This window comes from Inhella inkyongensis, from assembly GCF_005952805.1.
Taxonomy (GTDB): Bacteria; Pseudomonadota; Gammaproteobacteria; order Burkholderiales; family Burkholderiaceae_C; genus Inhella; species Inhella inkyongensis.
On the sequence record NZ_CP040709.1, the window covers coordinates 2,000,121 to 2,024,200 of the forward strand.

General features: G+C 65.5%; 22 protein-coding genes. 21 read left to right on the forward strand and 1 reads right to left on the reverse strand.

Annotated elements, in window-relative coordinates; translation table 11 throughout:
• The first annotated feature begins 48 nt into the window (after window positions 1-48).
• From scpA to FF090_RS09560, 6 genes are all read left to right on the forward strand, one after another.
• Window positions 49-2,214 (forward strand): methylmalonyl-CoA mutase, encoded by a 2,166-nt coding sequence (gene scpA, locus FF090_RS09535; protein ID WP_138856503.1) that lies wholly within the window; start codon window positions 49-51, stop codon window positions 2,212-2,214.
• Window positions 2,211-3,212, forward strand: a complete 1,002-nt coding sequence (gene meaB / locus FF090_RS09540) for a methylmalonyl Co-A mutase-associated GTPase MeaB (RefSeq protein ID WP_375137408.1) — start codon at window positions 2,211-2,213, stop codon at window positions 3,210-3,212. The genes scpA and meaB overlap by 4 nt, the downstream gene beginning before the upstream one ends.
• Complete coding sequence (locus FF090_RS09545) at window positions 3,205-4,737, forward strand: acyl-CoA carboxylase subunit beta (protein WP_138856504.1); 1,533 nt, start codon at window positions 3,205-3,207, stop codon at window positions 4,735-4,737. Before meaB ends, FF090_RS09545 begins: the two co-directional genes overlap by 8 nt.
• 265 nt (window positions 4,738-5,002) lie before the next feature.
• On the forward strand, window positions 5,003-7,057 hold the full coding sequence (gene accC / locus FF090_RS09550; RefSeq protein WP_138856505.1) for an acetyl-CoA carboxylase biotin carboxylase subunit: 2,055 nt from the start codon (window positions 5,003-5,005) through the stop codon (window positions 7,055-7,057).
• Entirely contained in the window at window positions 7,057-7,512 is a 456-nt protein-coding gene (locus FF090_RS09555) for a VOC family protein (RefSeq protein WP_138856506.1), read from the forward strand. Before accC ends, FF090_RS09555 begins: the two co-directional genes overlap by 1 nt.
• A gap of 62 nt (window positions 7,513-7,574) precedes the next feature.
• Window positions 7,575-7,760, forward strand: a complete 186-nt coding sequence (locus tag FF090_RS09560; RefSeq protein ID WP_138856507.1) for a hypothetical protein — start codon at window positions 7,575-7,577, stop codon at window positions 7,758-7,760.
• A 16-nt stretch (window positions 7,761-7,776) separates the two neighbouring features.
• On the opposite strand, the gene FF090_RS09565 is transcribed toward FF090_RS09560, so the two are convergent.
• A complete protein-coding gene (locus FF090_RS09565) occupies window positions 7,777-8,583 on the reverse strand; it encodes a substrate-binding periplasmic protein (protein WP_138856508.1) in 807 nt (268 codons plus the stop codon).
• A gap of 139 nt (window positions 8,584-8,722) precedes the next feature.
• On the opposite strand from FF090_RS09565, the gene FF090_RS09570 reads away from it, so the two are divergent.
• The 15 genes from FF090_RS09570 (at window position 8,723) to FF090_RS09640 (ending at window position 24,070) form a co-directional block, all read left to right on the forward strand.
• Entirely contained in the window at window positions 8,723-9,670 is a 948-nt protein-coding gene (locus FF090_RS09570) for a LysR family transcriptional regulator (RefSeq protein ID WP_138856509.1), read from the forward strand.
• 7 nt (window positions 9,671-9,677) lie between these two features.
• Window positions 9,678-11,096 carry a 3-isopropylmalate dehydratase large subunit gene (gene leuC, locus FF090_RS09575; protein WP_138856510.1) on the forward strand — a complete coding sequence of 473 codons (1,419 nt, stop codon included), beginning with the start codon at window positions 9,678-9,680 and terminating at the stop codon, window positions 11,094-11,096.
• A 74-nt stretch (window positions 11,097-11,170) separates the two neighbouring features.
• Window positions 11,171-11,293, forward strand: a complete 123-nt coding sequence (locus tag FF090_RS09580) for an entericidin A/B family lipoprotein (protein WP_138856511.1) — start codon at window positions 11,171-11,173, stop codon at window positions 11,291-11,293.
• Between the two features lie 33 nt (window positions 11,294-11,326).
• Entirely contained in the window at window positions 11,327-11,977 is a 651-nt protein-coding gene (leuD, locus tag FF090_RS09585; RefSeq protein ID WP_138856512.1) for a 3-isopropylmalate dehydratase small subunit, read from the forward strand.
• A gap of 169 nt (window positions 11,978-12,146) precedes the next feature.
• Entirely contained in the window at window positions 12,147-13,223 is a 1,077-nt protein-coding gene (gene leuB / locus FF090_RS09590; RefSeq protein WP_138856513.1) for a 3-isopropylmalate dehydrogenase, read from the forward strand.
• 29 nt (window positions 13,224-13,252) lie between these two features.
• On the forward strand, window positions 13,253-14,368 hold the full coding sequence (gene asd / locus FF090_RS09595) for an aspartate-semialdehyde dehydrogenase (RefSeq protein ID WP_138856514.1): 1,116 nt from the start codon (window positions 13,253-13,255) through the stop codon (window positions 14,366-14,368).
• Between the two features lie 174 nt (window positions 14,369-14,542).
• Window positions 14,543-16,924 carry a FimV/HubP family polar landmark protein gene (locus FF090_RS09600; protein WP_246071553.1) on the forward strand — a complete coding sequence of 794 codons (2,382 nt, stop codon included), beginning with the start codon at window positions 14,543-14,545 and terminating at the stop codon, window positions 16,922-16,924.
• Between the two features lie 61 nt (window positions 16,925-16,985).
• Window positions 16,986-17,768, forward strand: a complete 783-nt coding sequence (gene truA / locus FF090_RS09605; RefSeq protein ID WP_138856515.1) for a tRNA pseudouridine(38-40) synthase TruA — start codon at window positions 16,986-16,988, stop codon at window positions 17,766-17,768.
• Window positions 17,765-18,403, forward strand: coding sequence for a phosphoribosylanthranilate isomerase (locus FF090_RS09610; RefSeq protein WP_138856516.1), 639 nt, complete (start codon window positions 17,765-17,767; stop codon window positions 18,401-18,403). The genes truA and FF090_RS09610 overlap by 4 nt, the downstream gene beginning before the upstream one ends.
• A gap of 7 nt (window positions 18,404-18,410) precedes the next feature.
• Window positions 18,411-19,697 (forward strand): tryptophan synthase subunit beta, encoded by a 1,287-nt coding sequence (trpB, locus tag FF090_RS09615; protein ID WP_138856517.1) that lies wholly within the window; start codon window positions 18,411-18,413, stop codon window positions 19,695-19,697.
• Window positions 19,694-20,512 (forward strand): tryptophan synthase subunit alpha, encoded by an 819-nt coding sequence (gene trpA, locus FF090_RS09620; RefSeq protein WP_138856518.1) that lies wholly within the window; start codon window positions 19,694-19,696, stop codon window positions 20,510-20,512. Before trpB ends, trpA begins: the two co-directional genes overlap by 4 nt.
• On the forward strand, window positions 20,509-21,381 hold the full coding sequence (gene accD / locus FF090_RS09625; protein ID WP_138856519.1) for an acetyl-CoA carboxylase, carboxyltransferase subunit beta: 873 nt from the start codon (window positions 20,509-20,511) through the stop codon (window positions 21,379-21,381). The genes trpA and accD overlap by 4 nt, the downstream gene beginning before the upstream one ends.
• A gap of 131 nt (window positions 21,382-21,512) precedes the next feature.
• Window positions 21,513-22,820: a bifunctional tetrahydrofolate synthase/dihydrofolate synthase gene (gene folC / locus FF090_RS09630; protein ID WP_138856520.1), complete on the forward strand. Its 1,308-nt coding sequence runs from the start codon at window positions 21,513-21,515 to the stop codon at window positions 22,818-22,820.
• Between the two features lie 14 nt (window positions 22,821-22,834).
• Window positions 22,835-23,533 (forward strand): SPOR domain-containing protein, encoded by a 699-nt coding sequence (locus tag FF090_RS09635; protein ID WP_138856521.1) that lies wholly within the window; start codon window positions 22,835-22,837, stop codon window positions 23,531-23,533.
• A gap of 21 nt (window positions 23,534-23,554) precedes the next feature.
• Window positions 23,555-24,070 carry a CvpA family protein gene (locus FF090_RS09640; RefSeq protein WP_138856522.1) on the forward strand — a complete coding sequence of 172 codons (516 nt, stop codon included), beginning with the start codon at window positions 23,555-23,557 and terminating at the stop codon, window positions 24,068-24,070.
• The last annotated feature ends 10 nt before the right edge of the window (window positions 24,071-24,080 follow it).

Here is a 24,080-nt window from a genome sequence, read left to right on the forward strand (position 1 = left end):
TTATGAATACGTCGGGCGCTATGATGCCCGACCCCGTTGGAGCGTCCTATGTCCGAACCTAAAGCCACAGCCCCCCTAGAGTCCGCCAGCTTGTCCCAATGGCAAAAGTCAGCGGCTAAATCGGCGCCAGGGGGGGATGTGGCGGGGTTGGACTGGGTGACGCCGGAAGGCATTCGCGTCAAACCGCTCTACACAGCAGCCGATCTGCAAGGTCTTGCACACACCGACACCTTGCCCGGTTTTGAACCCTATTTGCGTGGCCCGCAGGCCACGATGTACGCGGTGCGCCCCTGGACGATTCGTCAGTACGCGGGTTTCTCCACGGCTGAAGAGAGCAATGCCTTCTACCGCAAGGCCTTGGCCGCGGGCGGGCAGGGCGTGTCAGTCGCCTTCGACCTGGCCACCCATCGCGGTTATGACAGTGATCACCCGCGTGTGGTCGGGGATGTGGGCAAGGCGGGTGTGGCCATCGACTCGGTCGAGGACATGAAGATCCTGTTCGACGGCATCCCGTTGGATAAGGTATCGGTCAGCATGACCATGAACGGTGCCGTGTTGCCGGTGCTGGCCGCCTATGTGGTGGCGGCCGAGGAGCAGGGCGTCTCGCCCGAGAAGCTGTCGGGGACCATCCAGAACGACATCCTCAAGGAGTTCATGGTCCGCAATACCTATATCTATCCGCCCGAGCCCTCGATGCGGATCATTGCGGACATCATGGCCCACACGGCCGCCGAGATGCCCAAGTTCAACAGCATCTCGATCTCCGGTTACCACATGCAGGAGGCCGGGGCCAACCAGGCTATCGAGCTGGCCTTCACGCTCGCCGACGGCATGGAGTACGTGCGCACGGCGATGAAGCGAGGCCTGGCCGTGGACGCCTTCGCACCGCGCCTGTCCTTCTTCTTCGCCATCGGCATGAACTTCTATCTGGAAGTCGCCAAGCTGCGCGCGGCGCGCCTGCTGTGGTGCCGGATCATGAAGAACTTTGGCGCTCAGGACCCCAAGAGCCTGATGTTGCGCACCCATTGCCAGACCAGCGGCTGGAGCCTGACTGCGCAGGACCCTTACAACAATGTGGTGCGCACTGCCATCGAGGCCATGGCTGCGGTGTTTGGCGGCACGCAGAGTCTGCACACCAATAGCTTCGATGAAGCCATCGCGCTGCCCACCGAATTTTCCGCTCGCATCGCCCGCAACACCCAGCTGATATTGCAGGAAGAGACCCAGATCACCAAAGTGGTGGACCCCTGGGCTGGCAGCTACATGATGGAAAAGCTCACCCAGGATCTGGCCGACAAGGCCTGGGAACTGATTGAAGAGGTGGAGCGCCAGGGCGGCATGACCCAGGCCGTGAACAGCGGTTGGGCCAAACTGCAGATCGAGGCCAGCGCGGCGCAGAAGCAGGCGCGCATCGACTCGGGCGCTGACGTGATCGTGGGCGTCAACAAGTACAAGCTTGCGAAGGAGGACCCGGTCGAGATCCTGGAAATCGACAACGTCAAGGTGCGCGAGGCCCAGGTGGCGCGGCTGCAGGCCATCAAGGCCAGCCGCGACGCGGCTGCGGCCCAGGCTGCGCTGGCGGCGCTGACCGACTGCGCGAAGACGGGCGAGGGCAATCTGCTGGCCTTGAGCATCCAGGCCATGCGCGCCCGCTGCACGGTGGGCGAGGTGAGTGACGCGCTCGAAGCCGTCTGGGGTCGTCACCGTGCCGACACCCATAAGGTCAGCGGCGTTTACGCGGGCGCGTACACGGCGCCCGATGAGTGGACCAAGCTGACGGCCGAGGTGGCGGGTTTCGAGACTGAAACCGGTCGTCGTCCGCGCGTGATGATCGCCAAATTGGGTCAGGACGGACACGATCGCGGCGCCAAGGTGGTGGCCTCGGCCTTTGCCGACCTGGGCTTCGATGTGGACATCGGTGCCCTGTTCCAGACCCCCGAGGAATGCGCCCGCCAGGCCATCGAGAACGATGTGCATGCGGTCGGTGTCTCGACGCTCGCGGCTGGCCACAAGACCCTGGTGCCGGCCATCGTGCAGGCGCTCAAAGACCAGGGCGGCGAGGACATCATCGTCTTCGTCGGCGGGGTGATCCCGGCCCAGGATTACGACTTCCTCTACGCCGAGGGCGTCAAGGGCATTTACGGACCGGGCACGGCGATTCCGGACGCCGCGCGCGATGTGCTCAAGCACATCAAAGAAGCCCAAACGGCGTGAGCCTGAGCGTGCAGGCTGTACGGGCCTTACGCGAGGGCGCGCCCGCCGCACGGCGGCGGGCCCTGGCCAAGGCCATCACCCTGCTGGAATCGAGCCTGCCCGCGCATCGCGCCCAGGCCGATGCGCTGCTGACCGAGGCGCTGCCGTTTAGCGGTGGGGCCATCCGCGTCGGCATTTCAGGCGTCCCGGGGGTGGGGAAGAGCAGTTTTCTGGAGGCCCTGGGCCTGCACCTGGTGCAACAGGGCCACACGGTGGCCGTGCTGGCGGTGGACCCGAGCAGTTCAGTCTCCGGCGGGTCCATCTTGGGCGACAAGACCCGGATGGAGAAGCTGGCCATCGAGCCCCAGGCCTTCATCCGCCCCAGCCCCAGCCGCGGCACCTTGGGCGGCGTGGCCTCCCACACACGGGAAGTGATGCGCCTGTGCGAGGCGGCAGGTTTTGATGTGGTGCTGGTCGAGACCGTGGGCGTGGGCCAGAGCGAGGTGGCGGTGGCGGGCATGACGGATTGCTTCGCGCTCTTGCAATTGCCCAACGCTGGCGACGACCTGCAGGCGCTGAAAAAAGGCGTGATGGAACTGGCCGATCTGATCTTCATCAACAAGGCCGATCTGGACCCCAATGCGGCGACGCGCGCGCGGGCGCAGATCGTGTCGTCTTTGCGGCTGCACAACCAGGCCCATGGCGCGCAATGGCTGCCCGAGGTGCTGCAGGGCAGCGCTTTGAATGGCCAGGGCGTGGCCGAATTCTGGGCGGCGGTGCTGCGCCATCAAGCCCATCAAAAGGACGGTGGCCAGTTCGAGGCCCGGCGCCATGCGCAGGACCTGGACTGGCTGCAGGAGCGCATCGAAGAGGGGCTGCACCAGGCCTTTGCCGCCCACCCGGCGGTGGCCCGTCGCTGGCCGCAGCTGAAGGACGACGTCCGAGGCGGCCGCATGGCCGCCTCCACCGCAGCGCGCGCGCTGCTCAATGATTTCTTAGGAGTGAAGACCCATGGATGACATCCAGAAGATGCTGGAATCCAAGCGCGCTGCGGCGCGCCTGGGCGGCGGCGAGAAGCGCATTGCGGCCCAGCATGGAAAGGGCAAGCTGACCGCCCGCGAGCGCCTGGAGCTGCTGTTCGATGAGGGCAGCTTCGAGGAATGGGACATGTTCGTGCAGCACCGCTGCGTGGACTTCGGCATGGATGCCAACCACATTCCTGGCGACGGCGTGGTCACCGGCTACGGCACCATCAATGGCCGCCTGGCCTTTGCCTACAGCCAGGACTTCACCGTGTTTGGTGGCGCCCTGTCCGAGGCCCATGCCGAGAAGATCTGCAAGGTGATGGATCAGGCCATGAAGGTCGGCGCGCCGGTCATCGGCTTGAACGATTCGGGCGGCGCGCGCATCCAGGAAGGCGTGGCCTCTCTGGGCGGCTATGCCGAGGTGTTCCAGCGCAATGTGCTGGCCAGCGGCGTGATCCCGCAGATCAGCCTGATCATGGGTCCGAGCGCTGGCGGCGCGGTGTATAGCCCGGCCATCACCGACTTCATCTTCATGGTGAAGGACAGCAGCTATATGTTCGTCACCGGCCCCGAGGTGGTGAAGACGGTGACGCACGAAGAGGTGACGGCCGAGGAGCTCGGTGGCGCCAGCACCCACACCAGCAAGAGCGGGGTGGCGGATCTGGCCTTTGAGAACGACGTTGAGGCGCTTTTGATGCTGCGCCGCTTTTTCAACTACCTGCCGCTCTCCAATCGCGAAAAGCCGCCGGTGCGCCCGAGTGGGGATCCGGCCAATCGCTGCGATGCCTCGCTCGATACCCTGGTGCCCGCCAACCCGAATCAGCCCTATGACATCAAGGAGCTGATCACCAAGGTGGTGGACGACGGCGATTTCTTCGAACTGCAGCCCGAGTACGCCAAGAACATCGTCACCGGTTTTGCGCGCATGGAGGGCGCGACGGTGGGCATCGTGGCCAACCAGCCGCTCGTCCTGGCCGGCTGTTTGGACATCAAGAGCTCCATCAAGGCGGCGCGCTTCGTGCGCTTTTGCGATGCCTTCCACATCCCGGTGGTGACCTTTGTGGACGTGCCGGGCTTCATGCCGGGCACTTCGCAAGAGTACGGCGGCATCATCAAGCACGGTGCGAAGCTGCTCTACGCCTACGCCGAATGCACGGTGCCCAAGATCACCGTGATCACCCGCAAGGCCTATGGCGGCGCCTATGACGTGATGGCCTCCAAGCACCTGCGCGGCGATGTGAACTTCGCCTGGCCCAATGCCGAGATTGCGGTGATGGGTGCCAAGGGCGCGGTGGAGATCATCTTCCGCGAGGACAAGGGCGACCCCGAGAAACTGGCTGCGCGCGAGGCCGAGTACAAGGCCCGCTTCGCCAACCCCTTTGTCGCGGCCGAACGTGGCTATATCGACGATGTGATCCAGCCGCACGAGACGCGGCAGCGCATCTGCCGTTCGCTCAAGATGCTCAAAGACAAAAAGCTCGAAAACCCATGGCGCAAGCACGGCAACATCCCGCTTTGACCGATTTGGCATCGTGAATGGCGTCGTTGGCTGCGTCGCTGGCTCCTCGCCGTGCGTGCGCACTGTCTCGTCGCCATCTCCTTGCCGCCTAGCCCTTCACGCGCCAAATCGCTCAAAGCCGCGCGTTTTTGCGGAGCAAATATGTTCACCAAGATCCTGATTGCAATCCGAGGCGGTCGCGCCGCAGGCGCGGTCGCGCCAGCGACAAATTGCTTGCCGGCCGGCGCAGCCGGCCGAGAAGGCGAGTTCACCCCGGGAGCCCAATATGTTTAAGAAGATCCTGATTGCCAACCGGGGTGAAATCGCCTGCCGCGTCATCAAGACCGCCCAGCGCCTGGGTGTAAAGACCGTGGCCGTCTACTCCGAGGCAGACGCCCGCGCCCGCCATGTGGAACTGGCGGACGAGGCCGTATGCATCGGCCCGGCGCCCAGCCGCGCCTCCTACCTGCAGGCCGACACGATCATTGCGGCAGCCAAGAAGACCGGCGCCCAGGCCATCCACCCCGGCTATGGCTTTCTCTCGGAGAACGAAGATTTCGCGCGCCGGGTGGAAGAGGAAGGCCTGATCTTCATCGGCCCCAAGCACGGCGCCATCGCGGCCATGGGCGACAAGATCGCCTCCAAGCGTTTGGCCATGCAAGCCGGCGTCAGCACCATTCCTGGTCACAACGAGCCCATCCTGACGGCTGACGAAGCCGTGGCCATCGCGCAGCGCATTGGCTACCCCGTGATGATCAAGGCCAGCGCCGGCGGCGGCGGCAAGGGGCTGCGCGTGGCGCAGAACGACAAGGAATGCGCCGAGGGGTTTGTGAGCTGCCGCAACGAGGCCGCCAACAGCTTCGGTGACGACCGCGTGTTCATGGAGAAATTCATCGAACAGCCGCGCCACATCGAGATCCAGGTGCTGGCGGACGCGCAGGGCAATACCTTGTACCTGTGGGAGCGCGAGTGCTCGATCCAGCGTCGCCACCAAAAGGTGATCGAGGAGGCGCCGTCGCCCTTCATCAGCGAGGCCACGCGCAAGGCCATGGGCGAGCAGGCCGTGGCCCTGGCCAAGGCCGTGGGCTACCAGAGCGCCGGCACGGTGGAGTTCGTGGTCGGCAAGGACCAGGGCTTTTACTTCCTGGAGATGAACACCCGGCTGCAGGTCGAGCACCCGGTCACCGAGTGCATCACCGGTCTGGACCTGGTGGAGTGGATGCTGCGCATCGCCGCCGGTGAGCCCCTGACGATCCAGCAGCAGGACCTCAAGCGCGAGGGCTGGGCCATTGAGTGCCGCATCAATGCCGAAGACCCATTCCGCAACTTCCTGCCCAGTACCGGCCGTCTGGTGCGCTACCAGCCTCCCGCCACCGATCTGACCCAGGGCGAACCCAGTCTGGGCTTGGGCGTGCGCGTGGACACCGGCGTGTTCGAGGGCGGTGAGATTCCCATGCACTACGACTCGATGATCGCCAAGCTCATCGTGCACGGGAAGGATCGCGCCGACGCGATCGAGCGCATGCGTGAAGCCCTGAATGGCTTTGTCATCCGCGGCATCGCCAGCAACATCCCCTTCCAGGCCGCGCTATTGGCGCACCCGGATTTCCAGAGCGGCCAGTTCGACACCGGTTTCATCGCCCGCCACTGGCCCAAGGGCTTTGCGGCCGAGTCGGTCGTGCATGCCGACCCCGACTTCCTGGTCGCGCTGGCGGCCTTCGTGCGCCGCAAGACGCGTGAGCGGGCGGTGGGCATCAGCGGCCAGCTGCCCGGCCATGAGGTGGGGCTGGACAACAAGGTGGTGGCCATCACGACTCTCGGCGAAGGCAACCAGTTGCGCCAGAAGGTGCGCGTGACGGAGATCGCCGGCCGCGCCGGTTGTGCCCGCTGCGAGGTCGACGGCAAGGTCTATGACATCGAGTGCCATTCGCGCCTGCTCGATGTGCGCCTCACCGGCACCGTCAACGGCCAGGCCTTCACCGCCCAAGTGGAACGCGGCACGGCCAAGAACCCGCTGGCCTACCGACTGCAGCACCTGGGCCGCCAGGTCGAGATCACCGTGCTGCGCGGGCGCCACGCCGAGCTGCAGGCCCTGATGCCCTACAAGGCCCCGCCCGATACCTCGGCCTTCCTGCTCTCGCCAATGCCCGGTCTGCTGGTGCAGTTGGCCGCCGCTGTGGGGCAGAAGGTGCAGGCCGGCGAACGCCTGGCGGTGATCGAGGCCATGAAGATGGAGAACATCCTCTTCGCCGCGCAGGACGTCACCATCGCTGAAGTGCTCGCCAAGCCGGGCGAGTCGCTCAGCGTCGATCAACCCATCCTGCGTTTCGAGAAAAAGTGATGAGTTCGCGTCCCTTCAAGATCCTGGGCCTGCAGCAGATCGCCATCGGCGGTCTGGACAAGGCCAAGCTCAAGACCCTCTGGGTCGATCTGCTGGGCGTGCCCGTCACCGGCACCTTCAAGAGCGAGCGCGAAAACGTCGACGAAGACATTCTGACCCTGGGCGAGGGCAGGGGGGCCGTCGAGATCGACCTGATGCAGCCGCTCGACCCCGAGAAGAAGCCGGCCGTGCACGCCACGCCGCTCAATCACATCGGTCTGTGGGTGGACGACCTGCCCGCCGCCGTGCAGTGGCTCGAAGCGCAGGGTCTGCGCTTCGCGCCGGGCGGCATCCGCAAGGGGGCGGCGGGGCATGACATCTGCTTTGTGCACCCCAAGGGCAATGAGCAGTTCCCCGTTAGCGGCGAGGGCGTGCTGATCGAGCTGGTGCAGGCGCCGGCCGGACTTTTTTCTTGAGCTGAAGGGCCGACGCCGCGCCTCAAGGGGTATGGTGTTGGCCTTCAACTCAAAGGCAGCCCTTGGCCAAACCCAATTACGCGTTTGAAAAACGCCAGCGCGAGCTGCTCAAGAAGCAAAAGAAGGCCGAGAAAGGCCAGCGAAAGTTGCTAGGCCCTGACCCTTCGAATCCCATGGAGGGGCAGGCGCCGGCTGCAGAGGCGCAGCCTCAGGCAGATGGGGCGGCCGAGACGCCCGTCGCTCAGTAAGGCCTACTCGTAAGGGCTATTCGTAAGGACTATTCGGCAGGTAGCGGCGCCACAGAGTCCGCATCTGCCCCGATTCCTTCAGTTGGGTGATGCCCTGATTGATCAGGGCATGCAGAGCCTCGCCCTCGGGATGGCTGCGGGAGATCAACATATGGAACTCGCCGCCGTCCAGTCCGGGAATTTGGCCATGGCCCAGATCTGGGTCGGCCAATAGGTCCGGCCCCACCAGGCGGGCGCCGGCCACGGCCTCATACTTCTCGATGCCTACATCGCAGCGCTGTGCATGCAGCTTGGCCACCACTTGGCTGAACTTGAAAGCCCCCTGGTCGATCTGGTTGTTGCTCAGTCCGTAGGCGGCGTAGCTGTAGCCGTGCACACCGCAGAGGTGATAGCGCTTGAGTTCGTCCACATGCTGGATTCGCAGGCCCTTGGGAAAGCGCCGGCGCGAATAGAAATAGCTGTGGGTGGTGCCGTAATAGGGCAGGCTGAGCCGAAATTGCTTGGCCCTCTCGGCGTTCGCGCTGGCATTCAGGGCCAGGTGCACCGTGCCTGATTCCACCTCGCGCAGGCAGCGCAGCCAGGGCAGCAATTCAATCTGAAAGCTGCGACCCCGGGCGCTCAGGATCTGGCGCAACACATCCACTGAAAAGCCTTGGACCACCGCCTGCACCTCGCCATTCGGACCGCGCTGGCGGTAGGTGAAGGGCGGCCATTCGGCCACGTCGTCGCAGACCTTGATGGGGGGTGCCGATGCAATGGCGGGCTGGGCGATTGCCAGCGAAAGACAGAAAAAAACGCCGACTTGGGCGACCCAGAACCTCATGTCGACAGCGTACGAGGCCCAGCGATGTGCGCTTCTAGCGGTTCACCCTTTGCTTGTGCTTGAGCCTTCGCGATTTGGGAAGTGATATCGTCCATATCGCCGAAGATTTCCTAATTCACGAAGCTCTAAAGTGAACACCATGCGCCTTGACCTCACCTCCTTGCATCTTGTGCTGGCCATCGAGCGCACCCGCTCGATCACCGCCGGCGCCAAGGCCGAACACCTGGCATTGGCGGCCGCCAGCAAGCGGCTCGCGGATCTGGAGGCGCGACTGGGTGTCAAGCTCTTCGAGCGCCGCGCGCGCGGGGTGGAGCCCACCGAGGCCGGGCGTGCCCTGGTGCGGCATATCCGCAACCTGCAGGCCAGTTTGCATGCCATGGAATCCGAGGTTGTGGAGTTTTCGCGCGGCATCAAGGGCCATCTGCGCATCGTTGCCAACGGCGGGGCCATTGCCGAGTGCCTGCCCGCCGATCTGGCCAATTTCTGCAGCCGCCACCCGCAAATTCGCATCAGCCTGGAAGACCTCACCAGCGCCGAGGTGCAGGCGGCCGTGGCGGAAGGGCGGGCGGACGTCGGCATCTTCACGCCGCCGGTGCTGGACAACCGGCTGCATACGCAGATCTACCGCATTTCGCGCCTGGCCGTGCTGGTGCCCCGCAGCCATGCCTTGGCCAGCTTGAAGGCGGTGCGATTCGAGGACTTGCTGGATCACGATCTGGTGGGCTTGCATGCGGGGGCCGCCGCGCAGGAGTTCATGCGTGAGCAGGCCGCAGCGTTGGGCAAGACCCTGCGAGCGCGCCTGCAGGTGCGCGGCTTTGACGCGATTGCGCAGTTGGTTGAGGCCGGTCTGGGCGTGGCGGTGTTGCCGCGCGGTCCGGCCGAGCGCTTTGCGCAACTGTTTGACGTGGAGTGCCTGACCCTGGCCGAACCTTGGGCGGCACGCGAGTACCGCGTCGCCACGCCCAAGGCCGACAGCCTTCCGACCGTGGTGCAGCGCTTTGTCGAGGCCCTGTGCCCGCCGCAAGCCGCCGCTGCCGCCGAGGCCGCCCTGGAGGCAGCCCGTTCCGATTTGGTGTCCAAGCAATAACCAAGCAATGACAAGCTCAGCCAAGACCCTCTACGACAAGCTCTGGGACGAGCATGTGGTGCGCCGCGAAGACGACGGCACGGCCCTGCTCTACATCGACCGGCATTTGGTGCATGAGGTCACCAGTCCGCAGGCCTTTGAAGGCCTGGCGCTGGCTGGGCGCAAGGTGTTCCGCCTGGCTGCCAATCTCGCGGTCAGCGACCACAACGTGCCGACCACGGCGCGCGCCGAGGGAATTTCGGATCCGGTCAGCCGCCTGCAGGTGCAGACTCTGGATGCCAATTGCGACCGGCATGGCATCCGCCAGTTCAAGATGCAGGACCCGCGTCAGGGCATCGTGCATGTCATCGGGCCGGAGCAGGGCGCGACCCTGCCGGGCATGACGGTGGTTTGCGGCGACAGTCACACCTCGACCCATGGCGCTTTTGCGGCCCTGGCCCATGGCATCGGCACCAGCGAGGTGGAGCATGTGCTGGCCACCCAATGCCTGCTGGCCAAGAAGGCCAAAAACATGCGGGTGCGGGTGGAGGGGCGGCTGCAGCCCGGGGTGGGCGCCAAGGATCTGGTGCTGGCGCTGATCGGTCAGATCGGCACGGCGGGGGGCACGGGCTACACCATCGAGTTTGCCGGCCCGGCCATCGAGGCCCTCAGCATGGAGGGGCGCATGACGGTCTGCAACATGGCCATCGAGGCCGGCGCCCGCGCTGGCTTGATTGCGGTGGATGACACCACCTTGGACTATTTGAAGGGGCGGCCGCTGAGCCCGGTGGGCGCGGAGTGGGATCAGGCTGAAGCCTATTGGCGCACGCTGCACTCCGACCCTGGGGCGCACTTCGATGTCGAGGTGATGCTGGACGCCACGACCATCGCGCCGCAGGTCAGTTGGGGCACTTCACCCGAGATGGTGCTGCCCATCGATGCCTTCACGCCGGAGCCCGAGCGCGCCACCGACCCGGTGCTGCGCGACGCCCAACAGCGCGCGCTGCGCTATATGGGCTTGCAGCCGCACCAGCGTGTCGATTCCATCGCGGTGGACAAGGTCTTCATCGGATCGTGCACCAACAGCCGCATCGAAGACCTGCGCGAAGCTGCGGATGTGGTGCGCCGCTTGGGCGGACGCTTGGCCCCGGGAGTGCGGCAGGCCCTGGTGGTGCCCGGCTCCGGCCTGGTCAAGGCCCAGGCCGAAGCCGAAGGACTGGACCAGATTTTTCGCGCGGCTGGCTTTGAGTGGCGCGAGCCGGGCTGCTCGATGTGCCTGGCGATGAATGCTGACCGGCTGGAACCCGGTGAGCGCTGCGCCTCCACCAGCAATCGCAATTTCGAAGGGCGCCAGGGCGCCGGTGGGCGCACCCACCTGGTCAGCCCCGCCATGGCGGCTGCAGCGGCGCTCAAGGGTCGCTTTGTCGATGTGCGGCGCCTGAGTTGAAACCCATCTCTACAAGCGGAGCAGCAGGCTGCGGCATCATGGCGGCCTTTGCATTTCGCTTCTAGAGGAAGACCATGAAAGTTCTGATCGCCTTGATTGCCGCCTGCTTTTTGCTGGGTGCCTGTAACACCGTGAAAGGGTTCGGGCAGGACATGCAAAAGGCGGGTGAAAAGATCGAGGGCGCGGCAAAGAAGTAAACGCCCGGGGCCACCCCTGGGCATGGAGCTCGCATGCAAGCCTTTACCCAGCACCAGGGGCTGGTGGTCCCGATTGATCGCGCCCATGTGGACACGGACGCGATCATTCCCAAGCAATTCCTGAAGTCCATCGCCCGCACGGGCTTCGGCCCCAATCTTTTTGACGAATGGCGCTATCTGGATCGGGGTGAGCCCGGGCAAGACCCGGCCAGCCGCCGCCCGAATCCGGAATTCGTGCTCAATCAGCCGCGCTACCAGGGGGCTTCGGTGCTGCTGGCGCGTGCCAATTTTGGCTGCGGTTCCAGTCGCGAACACGCACCCTGGGCCATTCAGCAGTACGGCATTCGGGCCTTGATCGCTCCGAGCTTCGCTGACATCTTTTTCAACAACTGCTTCAAGAACGGCCTTCTGCCGGTGGTGCTGCCTGCCGAGGTCGTGGATCGCTTGTTTAGCGAGACCTTGGCTTCCCCGGGCTATGCGCTGAGCATCGATCTGCAGGATCAGGTGGTGATCACGCCCTCGGGGCAGCGCCATACCTTTGAGGTGGAGCCTTTCCGCAAGCACTGCCTCTTGCATGGTTTGGATGAAATTGGGCTGACCTTGGCGCACCGCAGCGAGATCGAGACCTTTCAGGCTGCGCGTTTGGCAGCCAAGCCCTGGCTGCGCAAGGAGTTGGCGCAATGAGCCCCCAATTTCAGGCCCTGTGGGTCATCACCACCTTGCAGGCCGCGCAGGGCCGGTGGCCCAGCCCTTCGCCAGGCTGCGGTAGCCCACTGGGCTACCGCAGTCCGGGCTCAGCCCCCCAAGAGAGCGCGCTCCGGCTCGGGAGCGGCCCTTCGCTCGGAGCGATCGCATGAGCAAACTTGTTGCAGTGTTGCCGGGTGATGGCATTGGCCCGGAAATCATGGCTGAGGCGGTCAAGGTCTTGCAGGCCTTGGACCTGGGCCTGGTGTTGGAATCGGCCCCTGTGGGTGGGGCCGCCTACGAGGCGCAGGGCCATCCGCTGCCCGAAGCCACCCTGGCTTTGGCGCAGCGCGCCGATGCGGTGCTGTTCGGCGCCGTCGGCGACTGGAAGTACGACAAGCTGGAGCGTGCGCTGCGGCCCGAGCAGGCGATCCTGGGCCTGCGTAAGCACCTGGGTCTGTTCGCCAATTTCCGCCCGGCGCTTTGCTACCCGCAGCTCACGCATGCCAGCAGCCTGAAGCCCGAGTTGGTGGCCGGGCTGGACATCCTGATCCTGCGCGAGCTGACCGGCGATATTTACTTCGGCACCCCTCGTGGTCGGCGTACGGCCAGCGATGGCCACTTTCCGGGCACGGAGGAAGCGTTTGACACCATGCGCTATTCGCGTCCGGAGATCGAGCGCATCGCCCATCTGGCCTTCCAGGCCGCGCGCAAGCGGCAGTCTCGAGTCACCAGCGTGGACAAAGCCAATGTGCTGGAGACCTCGCAGCTATGGCGCGACGTACTCAACCAGGTGCATGGGCAGTACCCGGATGTGCAGTTGGACCATATGTATGTGGACAACGCCGCCATGCAACTGGTCAAGGCCCCCAAGGCCTTTGATGTGATCGTGACCGGCAATTTGTTTGGCGACATCCTGTCGGACGAAGCCGCGATGCTGACGGGCTCGATCGGCATGCTGCCCTCGGCCTCGCTGGATCGGCACAACAAGGGCCTTTACGAACCCAGCCATGGCAGCGCGCCGGATATTGCGGGGCAGGGCGTGGCAAATCCGCTGGCCACCATCCTGTCTGCGGCGATGATGCTGCGCTACAGCCTGGGCCTGCCCAATGCCGCGGATCGTGTGGAAGCGGCGGTGCAGGCTGTCCTGAGTCAAGGGCTGCGCACGGGCGACATCTGGAGCGCGGGCTGCGAACGGGTGGGCACGGCGGACATGGGCGATGCGGTGGTGCGGGCCCTGGCCTGAAGAAGAACTGAAGTGTTTTTGGAGTTGAGATGACGAGCTTGGTGGGCCTGGTGGGCTGGCGTGGGATGGTGGGTTCGGTGCTGATGGAGCGCATGAGCACCGAGGGCGATTTCGAACTGATCGAGCCGCTGTTCTTCAGCACCAGCAATGCCGGCGGCGCCGCTCCGGCACAGGCCAAGAACGAGACTCGCCTGCAGGATGCCTTTGACATCGACCAACTGCGGCGCTGCGACATCGTCATTTCGGCCCAGGGGGGCGATTACACCCAGGCGGTCTACCCCAAGCTGCGCGCAGCGGGTTGGGCCGGCCACTGGATTGATGCGGCCTCGACCCTGCGCATGGCGGACGACGCGGTCATCATCCTGGATCCCGTGAACCGGCCGGTGATTGACCGAGCACTGGCGGCCGGTGGTCGCAACTGGATTGGCGGCAACTGCACGGTCAGCTGCATGCTGATGGGCGTGGGGGCGCTTTACAAGGCGGGGCTGGTGGAGTGGATGAGCACCCAGACCTACCAGGCGGCCAGTGGGGGTGGCGCGCAGCACATGCGCGAGTTGCTGACCCAGTTCGGCAGCCTGAATGCCTCGGTTCGTCAGCTGCTGGAGGATCCCAAGAGCGCGATCTTGGACATCGATCGCCAGCTGGTGGCGGCGCAGCGCGGGCTGCCGGCCGAGGCCACCCAGCACTTTGGCGTTCCGCTGGCCGGTTCCTTGATCCCGTGGATCGACAAGGATCTGGGCGACGGCATGTCCAAAGAAGAGTGGAAGGGCATGGCCGAGACCAACAAGATCCTGGGCTCGACGCAGGCCATTCCAGTCGATGGATTCTGTGTGCGCATCGGCGCCATGCGCTGTCACAGCCAGGCCCTGACTCTCAAGCTCAAGCGCGACGTCCCGCTGGCCGATCTGGAGGCCATGATCGCGGCCGATAGCGAGTGGGTGCGCGTGGTACCCAATACCCGCGAGGCCACTCTGCAGGGTCTGACTCCGGTGGCGGTCACAGGTACCTTGAATATTCCGGTGGGCCGGCTGCGCAAGCTGGCCATGGGGCCGGAGTACTTGGGTGCCTTCACCATCGGTGATCAATTGCTATGGGGAGCGGCCGAGCCGCTGCGCCGCATGCTGCGCATCCTGATCGAGCGCTGAAACGCCTTGTTGCATGGCCGTTGTCTCTGGACGACAGCCAGCACATTGCTTTTGGGCCTAGGGGAGAGCCCGGGGGAAATGCAGGCTTTGCGTGAGGTCTGCAACGGATATGCTTGCCAGCCTTGAGTTTTCTCGCTGCACAGGCTGTTCGGCCCGGCGGCGATGGGAGATGCCTTGAACCACCTCGCACCTCTGGCGCGCATGCGCTTCAACCTGAGCCACGTGGCCGTTGCGGCACTGTGTGCGCTGGCCACCAATGCCCATGCCCTGGGCTTGGGTCGGCTGAATGTGCAATCCGCGCTGGGCGAGACCCTCAAGGCGGAAATTGAACTGTCCTCGCTGAGTGCCGAAGAGGCCGCCAGCCTGCGCGTGCGCGTTGCGGCGCCGGACGCCTACCGCGCCAGTGGACTGGAATACAACGCCGTGCTGCCCGGTACACAGGTGCAACTCACGCGGCGCGCCGATGGGCGCCCGGTGCTGCGCTTGGTCAGCGATCGCGCGGTGCAGGAACCGTTCCTCGACGTGGTGCTCGAGTTGAACTGGTCCACGGGGCGACTGACGCGCGAGTTCACGCTGCTGTTCGACCCGCCGCAGACGCATCGTGCCGCTGAGGCCCCGACCGCCCCGGTGGTGTCGGCTCCTGCCCCCAGCCCGCAGACGCTGGCTGCCTCACGCGCACCTGCCCCTTCTCCGACTCCTGAGGCTCCGAAACCGGCACCTCGTCCCACTGCGGAAGCGGCCCCTGCTCCCGCCGGTGATGGCACCGTGCTGGTGCGTCCCGGCGATTCGCTGTCCCGTGTGGCCGCGCGCCACACGCCGCAAGGGGTGTCGCTGGATCAAATGCTGGTGGCGCTGTATCGCCAGAACCCGCAGGCCTTCGTGGCCGAGAACATGAACCTGCTCAAGGCGGGCTCGCGCCTGCGCTTGCCGGGTTCTGAGGCCTTGGCGGGACTGAGTGCCCAGGAGGCCAAGCAAGTCATTCGCGCGCACAGCCAAAACTTCGAAGCGGCACGACAGGGTCTGGCCGCCACGGCGCCTCGTTTGCCCGAAGCCAGCGAGCGCGCAGCCAAGGGGGGTGTTGAAGCCGTGGTCAGCGAGCCCAAAGCGGCCAGCAGCGGTGATCGCCTGACCCTGAGCAAGCCCAGCGCCCCGGTGGCGGCCAGCAAGCCGGCGACACCGGTTGTTGCTGCTGCACCCGCTCCGGCGCCGGCGCCGGCGCCGGTTCCGGCCGTCGCGCCCGTTGCCAGTGCCCCGGCCTCGCAAGTGGCGGCGCTCACCCGCAACGTCGATGAGCTCAAGCAGCTGACCGAAGCCGCCAGCGCCGCTGCAGCGACCGGCAGTGCCGCCAGCGCAGTGGCCTCGGCACCGATCGCCCTGCCCAAGCCGCCGGTTCAGGCCACCGCGCCGCAGCCCAAGCCGGCGGTGGCCGAGCCAGAAGGCGGCCTGATGGACCTTTTGCTCAGCCCCCTGGGCTTGTTGGGCACCGGTCTGGTCGTGGCTCTGGGCGCGGTCGGGGTCATGCGACTGCGCAAGCCCAAAAACGCCGAGAACCGCGAGACCATGTTTGGCGAGAGCCGCCTGCAGCCGGATTCCTTCTTTGGGGTCACCGGTGGTCAGCGCGTCGATACCCGCGACGGTGGCAACAGCGTCTCGTCGATGTCCTATTCGCTCAGCCAGTTGGATGCGCACGGTGACGTTGACCCCGTGGCCGAGGCCGATGTGTATCTGGCCTACGGCCGTGACCTGCAGGCCGAGGAGATCCTCAAGGAAGCCCTGCGCGCCCAGCCCGAGCGCTTGGCGATTCGCCTGAAACTGCTTGAGGTCTATGCCAAGCGCCGCGATGTGCGGGGCTTTGAGCAATTGGCCCTGCAGCTCTATGCCGAGTCCAAGGGCGAGGGCGAGGACTGGGACAAGGCCCAGGAGATGGGCCGCGGCATCGACGCCGACAACCCGCTCTATCAGCCGGGTGGCGGTCCGCGTTCGATGTTCGATGAGGATGCCCCGCGCGCCGAGCCCATGAACGCGCCAACGATGCCGCATGCAGGTGCGCCGTTGACCGAAGCGCCGGAAGCTGACGCCGGTCCGGCCAGCTTGATCGACCTCGATCTGGACCTGGGTGGCGACAGCGACTCGTTGGAGCGTACGCAATCCATGCCCAGCGTGCCATCGGCCCTGCCAGAAGTCTCAATGGACCTGGACCTGGACTTGCCCGCCGCAGCGCCGGCGGCTGCTGCCAGCGACAACAGCCTGGAGTTCAACTTGGACGAGCTGGGTGACTTCGACGCCGGGACCGTCGCACAGTCGCTTGACGCGCCTTTGACGGACCCGGCCGATGCCTCGGCCGCCAAGGTGGGTGGCGACTCCTTGATCGACGCCATGCAGGACCTCGCTGATGACGATGGCGATCCGATGCAGCGCCAGCTCGAACTGGCCGACGAGTTCCGCCAGATCGGGGACGTCGAAGGGGCGCGAGACGTGCTGCAGGAGTTGATCAAGCAGGTTGGTAGCGGACCGCTCTACGACAAGGCGAAGGCCATGTTGGACGAGTTGCGGTGATTGGGTCTTTGACTCCATCGATGGCGCCCCTTGTGGGCGCCTTTTCCATTCAGGAGACCTGATGCGCATTGCTCTGGGGGTGGCCTATCGCGGTACCGCGTATCGAGGCTGGCAGAGCCAGCCCGACGGCCGCACGGTGCAGGACCACTTGGAGTTGGCCCTGAGCCAGTTCGCCGATGAACCCATCCGCACCCTGTGCGCGGGTCGCACGGATGCAGGCGTGCATGGGCTGAACCAGGTCGTTCACTTCGACACCACGCGGGATCGCGAGCCCTTTTCTTGGGTGCGCGGTGTCAATCGCTACCTGCCAGCCGACATCGCCGTGCAGTGGAGCGCCCAGCCGCCAGCCGACTTTCATGCACGCAACCATGCGCGCGGACGCCGCTACGCCTATGTGCTCCTGGAGTCGGCGGTGCGCCCAGCCCTGGAGTCGGGGGCGGTCGGCTGGATTTTCAAACCCTTGAGCTTGGAGGCCATGCGCGACGGCGCCGCTCAACTGCTGGGCGAGCACGATTTCAGCGCCTTCCGCGCTGCCGAGTGCCAGGCGGCCTCGCCGATCAAGACTCTGCGCACCATTGACATCGGACGGCGCGGCGCCTACTGGCGCTTTGAATTCGAAGCCAACGCCTTCCTGCACCACATGGTGCGCAATCTGATGGGGGGCTTGCTGGCGGTGGGGCAGGGCAGTCGGTCCCCGGACTGGCTGGGTCAGGTGCTGGCCGGGCGGGACCGAAGCCTCGCTGCGCCCACCTTTGCCCCGGATGGCCTCTACTTCATCGGCCCTCGCTATGACGCCGAGTTGGGTCTTCCCGAACGGACGGCCGCCATGGATTGGTTGCCATGAACCAACGTACTCGCATCAAGATTTGCGGCCTGCGCGAAGCGGCCGATGTGGACGCGGCCGTTGAGGCCGGCGCCGACGCTCTGGGTTTGGTTTTCTACGCCAAGAGCGTGCGGGCGTTGAGCTTGGATCAGGCCTGTCATCTGGCCGAGCGCTTGCCTCCCTTTGTCACGCCGGTTGGCCTGTTCGTGAATGCGGCGCCCGCAGAGGTCGAAGCCGCCTTGCGGGCGATTCCTGGTCTGTTGCTGCAGTTCCATGGCGACGAGACTCCTGGCGACTGTGAACGCTGGGGGCGGCCCTATCTGCGTGCGGTGGCCGTGCGGCCTGAGACTGACTTGCTAGACTGCGCCCGCCGCCATCCCCGCGCCCAAGCCCTGCTGCTGGACGCCCCTGTGGAGGGCTATGGCGGCGGTGGAAAGGTCTTCGATTGGTCACTGCTCAAAACAAGCGTTCCCTATCCGGTCGTTTTGTCTGGTGGGTTGAATGCGGACAACGTCGCCGATGGCATTCGGTGCGTTCGCCCCTGGGCCGTTGACGTTTCTTCCGGTGTTGAGATCAGCCGGGGCGTCAAGAGCCCGGATCTGATCCGCCGCTTCTGCGCGGCGGTGCACGCCGCGGATGCGGCACACACCAGATGATCACTCCATGAATGCCTACCAACAGCCCGACGCTCGCGGGCACTTCGGCCCCGTGCCGGGCGCCGGTTATTACGGCGGACGCTTTGTCGCCGAAACCCTGATGCATGCGCTGTCCGAGCTGGAAGCGGCCTATGCCCGCTACAGCCAGGATGCCGAATTCCAGGCCGAGTACCAGCGTGAACTGGCCCATTTCGTGGGTCGCCCCAGCCCCATCTACCACGCCGCTCGCCTATCCAATGAATTGGGCGGGGCGCAGATCCTGCTCAAGCGCGAGGATCTGAACCACACCGGCGCACACAAGGTCAACAACACCATCGGTCAGGTGCTGCTGGCGCGGCGCATGGGCAAGCGCCGCATCATTGCCGAGACCGGCGCCGGTCAGCATGGCGTGGCCACGGCCACCGTGTGCGCGCGCTATGGCCTGGAGTGTGTGGTCTACATGGGCGCCGAGGACGTCAAGCGCCAGTCGCCCAATGTCTATCGCATGCAGCTGCTGGGTGCCACCGTGGTGCCGGTTGAGAGCGGCAGCAAGACCTTGAAAGACGCGCTCAATGAGGCGATGCGCGACTGGGTCACGAATGTCGAATCGACCTTCTACATCATCGGCACGGTGGCCGGCCCGCATCCCTATCCGATGCTGGTACGCGACTTTCAGCGTGTCATCGGCGATGAATGCATTGCCCAGATGCCTTCGATGCTCGGGCGTCAGCCCGATGCGGTAATTGCCTGCGTGGGGGGGGGCTCGAATGCGATGGGCATCTTCTATCCCTACATTCCCTTCGAAGGGGTGCGCCTGATCGGTGTCGAGGCCGGCGGTCGCGGTGTCGAGACGGGCCAGCATGCGGCCACCCTGAGCGCCGGAAGCCCCGGGGTGTTGCACGGCAATCGCACCTATTTGTTGCAGGACGAAGCGGGACAGATCATCGAGACGCACTCGATCTCGGCGGGGCTGGACTACCCCGGGGTTGGGCCGGAACATGCCTATTTGAAGGACATCGGTCGGGCCGAATATGTGAGCGTGACGGACACCGAGGCGTTGGAAGCCTTCCACCGCCTGTGCCGCACCGAGGGCATCATCCCGGCGCTAGAGTCTTCGCATGCCCTTGCGCATGCCATGCGCTTGGCACCGACCCTGCCCAAGGATCAACAGCTGCTGGTGTGCTTGAGTGGGCGCGGGGACAAGGACATCGGAACCGTGGCCGACCTCAGTGGCTCCAGCTTCTACTGCCGTCCCTCTTGCAAAGGCGAAGAGGCCAAGGGCGTTGCTTTCCTGAAAAAGGGGGGCGCGCAATGAGCCCGACGTCCCGTTTGCAAGCCACCTTCGGGGCGCTGAAGGCAGAAGGGCGCAAGGCCCTGATTCCCTACATCACCGCTGGAGATCCGCACCCCAGGCACACCTTGGGGCTGATGCAAGCCTTGGTGGCTGGAGGGGCCGATGTGATCGAGCTGGGGGTGCCCTTCAGCGACCCCATGGCCGATGGCCCGGTGATTCAACGTGCGGCAGAGCGTGCCCTGATGCATGGCGTGCGCCTGCTGGACGTGCTGGAGATGGTGCGCCAGTTTCGGCTGACGGACAGGCGCACGCCCGTGGTGCTGATGGGCTATGCCAACCCGATCGAACGTCTGGGCCTGCAGAGCTTCGCCGCTCAAGCCCGTGAGGCCGGAGTGGATGGCGTGTTGGTCGTGGACTACCCGCCCGAAGAGGCGCAAGGCTTCAGTCAGGCGCTCAAGGCCGAGGGCTTGGACCCCATCTTCCTGCTCGCGCCCACGTCCTCGGACGAACGCATTGCCCGTGTGGGCGAGTTGGCCAGCGGTTATGTCTATTACGTCTCGCTGCGCGGCGTCACGGGAGCGGGGCATCTGGATGTCGCGGCCGTGGCCGAGCAATTCCCGCGCCTGCGCGCCCAATTGGCGCTGCCCATCGGCGTGGGCTTTGGCATCCGCGATGCGGCCTCTGCGCGGGCGGTGGCCAGCGTGGCGGATGCGGTGGTCATTGGCTCGGCCCTGGTCCAATTGGTGGAGCGCGAGGGCCCCGATAATGCGCCGCTTGCGCTGCAGCGTTTTCTTGCCGAAATCCGCAGCGCCCTTGATCAAAAGGAATTCGCATGAGTTGGTTGGACAAACTGCTGCCGCCCAAGATGCAGCACAGCGACCCCGCCGAGCGCCGCCAGGTGCCGGAAGGGCTGTGGACCAAGTGCCCGAGTTGCGAGACGGTGCTTTACAAGGCCGATCTGGAGCAGAACCAGAACGTCTGCCCCAAGTGCAGCCACCACCATCGCATCGGTGCCCGCGCGCGCCTCAATGCCTTCCTGGACAACGAGGGTCGTTTTGAGATTGGCCAGGAAGTGCTGCCGGTCGATGCCCTGAAGTTCAAGGACAGCAAGAAGTACCCCGAGCGCTTGAAGGAAGCACTGGAGAACACCGGCGAGACCGATGCGCTGGTGGTGATGGGGGGCTCGGTGATGAGCGTGCCCCTGGTGGCCGCCTGCTTCGAGTTTGAATTCATGGGCGGATCCATGGGCTCGGTGGTGGGCGAGCGCTTCGCCCGTGGCGTCGAGGCCGCCGTGGAGCAGAAGATCCCCTTCGTCTGCTTCACCGCCACCGGCGGCGCGCGCATGCAGGAGGGCTTGCTCAGCCTGATGCAGATGGCCAAGTGCAATGCCGCGTTGACCCGCCTGGCGCGCGCGCGTCTGCCCTATGTGAGCGTGTTGACCGACCCCACCATGGGCGGTGTGTCGGCCAGCTTTGCCTTTGTGGGCGATATCGTCATTGCCGAACCCAAGGCCTTGATCGGATTCGCCGGCCCGCGGGTGATCGAAAACACCGTGCGAGAAAAGCTGCCTGCCGGCTTCCAGCGTGCCGAGTTCTTGATGGAAAAGGGCGCGGTGGATCTGATCGTGGATCGCCGCGAACTCCGCGCCACCGTGGCCAACAGCCTGGCCATGCTGCAGCGTCAGAGCGCCGACGCCGTTTCCTGAGAGCCGCGTAACGCGCTGATCGCGTGGCCCTGCCCGCCGCTGCCAGACAGCGGCGGGCCTTCGCTCGTGGTCGCTGAGGCCATCGGGCCTCAGCTCGCTCCGAGCTCAGCCTGGCCTTTTTTGTACCTGCCATGACTCTCCAAGACTGGCTCGCGCACTGCGAGCGCCTGCATCCCAAGACCATCGACATGACCTTGGACCGCGTGAACGCGGTTCGCGATCGAATGGGGCTGCGCTTCTCGGTGCCGGTGATTTCGGTGGCCGGGACCAATGGCAAGGGATCGACCTGCGCGATGCTGGACAGCATTGCGCGGGCGGCGGGCTATCGGGTGGGTCTCTACAGCAAGCCGCATCTGGTGCACTTTGAGGAGCGCTGCCGGGTTGCGGGCGAGATGGTCAGTGGCGAGTCGCTGCTGCCGCACTTCGCCGCCGTGGAAGCTGCGCGCGGCGACATCACGCTGACCTACTTCGAGTTCACGACGCTGGCCATCATGAGCCGGCTGGCGGCCGAGCCCCTGGATCTCGTGATCCTGGAAGTGGGTATGGGCGGGCGGCTCGACGCGGTCAATGCCATCGATGCGGACCTGGCGGTGATCACCAGCATCGACTTGGACCACACCGAGTTTCTCGGGCCCGACCGCGAGGCCATCGGCCGGGAGAAGGCCGGCATCCTGCGCGCGGGCGGCCTGGCGGTTTGCAGCGACCCCATGCCCCCAGCCTCGATCGCGGCCGAGGCGCAGCGTCTGGGTGTGGATTTGCGTCAATCAGGACGCGACTTCCGTTTCGAGGGCGACCGTCAGCAATGGCGTTGGGAAGGGCGCAGCCGTCGCCACGCCGGCCTGGCCTATCCGGCGCTGCGAGGCGTCAATCAACTCTTGAACGCGGCGGGCGTATTGGCGGCCTTCGAGGCGCTGCACAGCCGATTGCCCATCAATGCCCAGGCGGTGCGCGCCGGGCTTGCCCTGGTGGAGCTGCCGGGGCGATTCCAGGTGTTGCCGGGACAACCCGCCATCGTGCTGGATGTGGCGCATAACCCCCATGCGGTGGCCGCGTTGGCGCAAAACCTCGATCAGATGGGCTTTTCGCCGCGCACCCGGGTGGTATTCGGGGCCATGGCGGACAAAGCCTTGGACGGTGTCTTTGCCGCCATCGCACCTTGGGTCGACCATTGGTGCTTCACCGATCTGCCCACGGCGCGTGCCGCGACCGCCTCCGATTTGGCGGCGCGCTGGGATGCCCAGGCGCCGCAACTCAAGACGCCCGGTCAAGTGAGCGTCAGCCTGCATGCCGACCCAGTTCAAGCCCTGGCCCACGCCCGGGCCCTGAGCGACCCCGCCGATAGAATCGTGGTCTTCGGTTCCTTCTATACGGTGGGGGCGGTGCTGGGCTCCCTGCAGCGGCCTGCGGTGTCCCACGGAACGCCCCCCAACTCTCCCTAGGCACACCCCCTCGCATGGATCTGTTGGCCCTCTTTCGTCGCGATGCGACAGCGCCCGCCGCCGAGAGCGGCCGTGGCAAACGTGCTCGCAATGCCGCCACCCACGATCAGGCCGTGCAGCAACTGCGGCAAAAGGCCAGGCACCGGCTGATCGGTGCGGCGGTGCTGGTCGGCATTGGGATCGTGGCCTTTCCGCTGGTGTTTGAAACGCAGCCGCGCCCGGTTCCCATGGACTTGCCCATCGTGATCCCGGCCAAAGAGTCGGCGCCGCCTCTGGCGGTGCCCGCCTTGGGCGCGGCCAGTCTGCCGGAGGCGGCGCAGCGGCAAGCGGAGTTGCTGCCACAGGAGCCTGAGATCGAGCAGGTGGCGCCCGAAGCGCCGGTCGCATCGGCCCCGATTGGCGGCGTCGCGCGCGCGGATGCCGCCTTGCCCGCCGAGGTGCCAAGCAAGGCCGCAGCACCGGCTTCGGCACAGCCCGCCGCAGGGCTGCGTTTTGTGGTGCAGGTCGGAGCCTATGCCGAGCAGGCGGCGGCGCGCGAGGCGCGTCGCAAGCTGGAGGCCAAGGGGCTGAAGACTTATGCCCAGGTGGCGAAGACCAAGGAGGGCGAGCGCATCCGCGTGCGTCTGGGTCCGTTCACGGACAAGGCTGAAGCCGAACGGGCGGCCAGCAAGGCCAAGGCGCTGGGCCTGGGCGGTTCGGTGCTGACGCTTTGATGGTGCTTTGATCGCGCTTTGATGACGGATAGCTTCTTCCTCAGCTGGGCCGACCTGATGGTGCTGGTCTTGCTGCTGATCTCCCTGGTGGTCGGCGCCTGGCGCGGGCTGGTGCTGGAGGTCTTCTCTTTGGCCGCCTGGGTGCTGGCTTACTTCGCGGCGCCTTGGCTCGCCCCGGTGGTGGAGGGCTGGCTGCCAGCCAAGCTCTCGCAAGGGGGCTGGCAGGAACTGGCTGCCTTGGTGCTGGCCTTTGTGCTGATCCTGATGCTCTGCGGCCTGTGTGGCCGATTGCTGCGCATGCTGTTGCACGCCACCCCGCTGGCTTTCATGGATCGGCTGCTGGGCGCCGGCTTTGGCCTGCTGCGTGGCCTGCTGCTCGCCCTGCTGGCGGCGGTGTTGATCGGATTCACGCCTTTCAAGCGCCATCCAGCCTGGACGGACTCCCAGGCGCGCCCCATTCTTCATGCGCTCTTGCAGGCGGCAGCGCCCATGCTGCCCAAGTCCCTGCAGGATCTGCTCGAATCTCGCAAGACTTAAAGGACTTCCA

Excerpts from the sequence above, each read along its gene's own strand:
- FF090_RS09565 (WP_138856508.1), bottom strand. The coding sequence starts at position 8,583 with ATGAGGTTCTGGGTCGCCCAAGTCGGCGTTTTTTTCTGTCTTTCGCTG.
- truA (WP_138856515.1), top strand. The coding sequence starts at position 16,986 with ATGCGCATTGCTCTGGGGGTGGCCTATCGCGGTACCGCGTATCGAGGC.
- FF090_RS09640 (WP_138856522.1), top strand. The coding sequence starts at position 23,555 with ATGACGGATAGCTTCTTCCTCAGCTGGGCCGACCTGATGGTGCTGGTC.
- leuB (WP_138856513.1), top strand. The coding sequence starts at position 12,147 with ATGAGCAAACTTGTTGCAGTGTTGCCGGGTGATGGCATTGGCCCGGAA.
- FF090_RS09570 (WP_138856509.1), top strand. The coding sequence starts at position 8,723 with ATGCGCCTTGACCTCACCTCCTTGCATCTTGTGCTGGCCATCGAGCGC.
- asd (WP_138856514.1), top strand. The coding sequence starts at position 13,253 with ATGACGAGCTTGGTGGGCCTGGTGGGCTGGCGTGGGATGGTGGGTTCG.
- trpB (WP_138856517.1), top strand. The coding sequence starts at position 18,411 with ATGAATGCCTACCAACAGCCCGACGCTCGCGGGCACTTCGGCCCCGTG.
- FF090_RS09545 (WP_138856504.1), top strand. The coding sequence starts at position 3,205 with ATGGATGACATCCAGAAGATGCTGGAATCCAAGCGCGCTGCGGCGCGC.
- FF090_RS09610 (WP_138856516.1), top strand. The coding sequence starts at position 17,765 with ATGAACCAACGTACTCGCATCAAGATTTGCGGCCTGCGCGAAGCGGCC.
- folC (WP_138856520.1), top strand. The coding sequence starts at position 21,513 with ATGACTCTCCAAGACTGGCTCGCGCACTGCGAGCGCCTGCATCCCAAG.
- scpA (WP_138856503.1), top strand. The coding sequence starts at position 49 with ATGTCCGAACCTAAAGCCACAGCCCCCCTAGAGTCCGCCAGCTTGTCC.
- accD (WP_138856519.1), top strand. The coding sequence starts at position 20,509 with ATGAGTTGGTTGGACAAACTGCTGCCGCCCAAGATGCAGCACAGCGAC.
- accC (WP_138856505.1), top strand. The coding sequence starts at position 5,003 with ATGTTTAAGAAGATCCTGATTGCCAACCGGGGTGAAATCGCCTGCCGC.
- FF090_RS09555 (WP_138856506.1), top strand. The coding sequence starts at position 7,057 with ATGAGTTCGCGTCCCTTCAAGATCCTGGGCCTGCAGCAGATCGCCATC.
- leuD (WP_138856512.1), top strand. The coding sequence starts at position 11,327 with ATGCAAGCCTTTACCCAGCACCAGGGGCTGGTGGTCCCGATTGATCGC.
- leuC (WP_138856510.1), top strand. The coding sequence starts at position 9,678 with ATGACAAGCTCAGCCAAGACCCTCTACGACAAGCTCTGGGACGAGCAT.
- FF090_RS09635 (WP_138856521.1), top strand. The coding sequence starts at position 22,835 with ATGGATCTGTTGGCCCTCTTTCGTCGCGATGCGACAGCGCCCGCCGCC.
- FF090_RS09580 (WP_138856511.1), top strand. The coding sequence starts at position 11,171 with ATGAAAGTTCTGATCGCCTTGATTGCCGCCTGCTTTTTGCTGGGTGCC.
- trpA (WP_138856518.1), top strand. The coding sequence starts at position 19,694 with ATGAGCCCGACGTCCCGTTTGCAAGCCACCTTCGGGGCGCTGAAGGCA.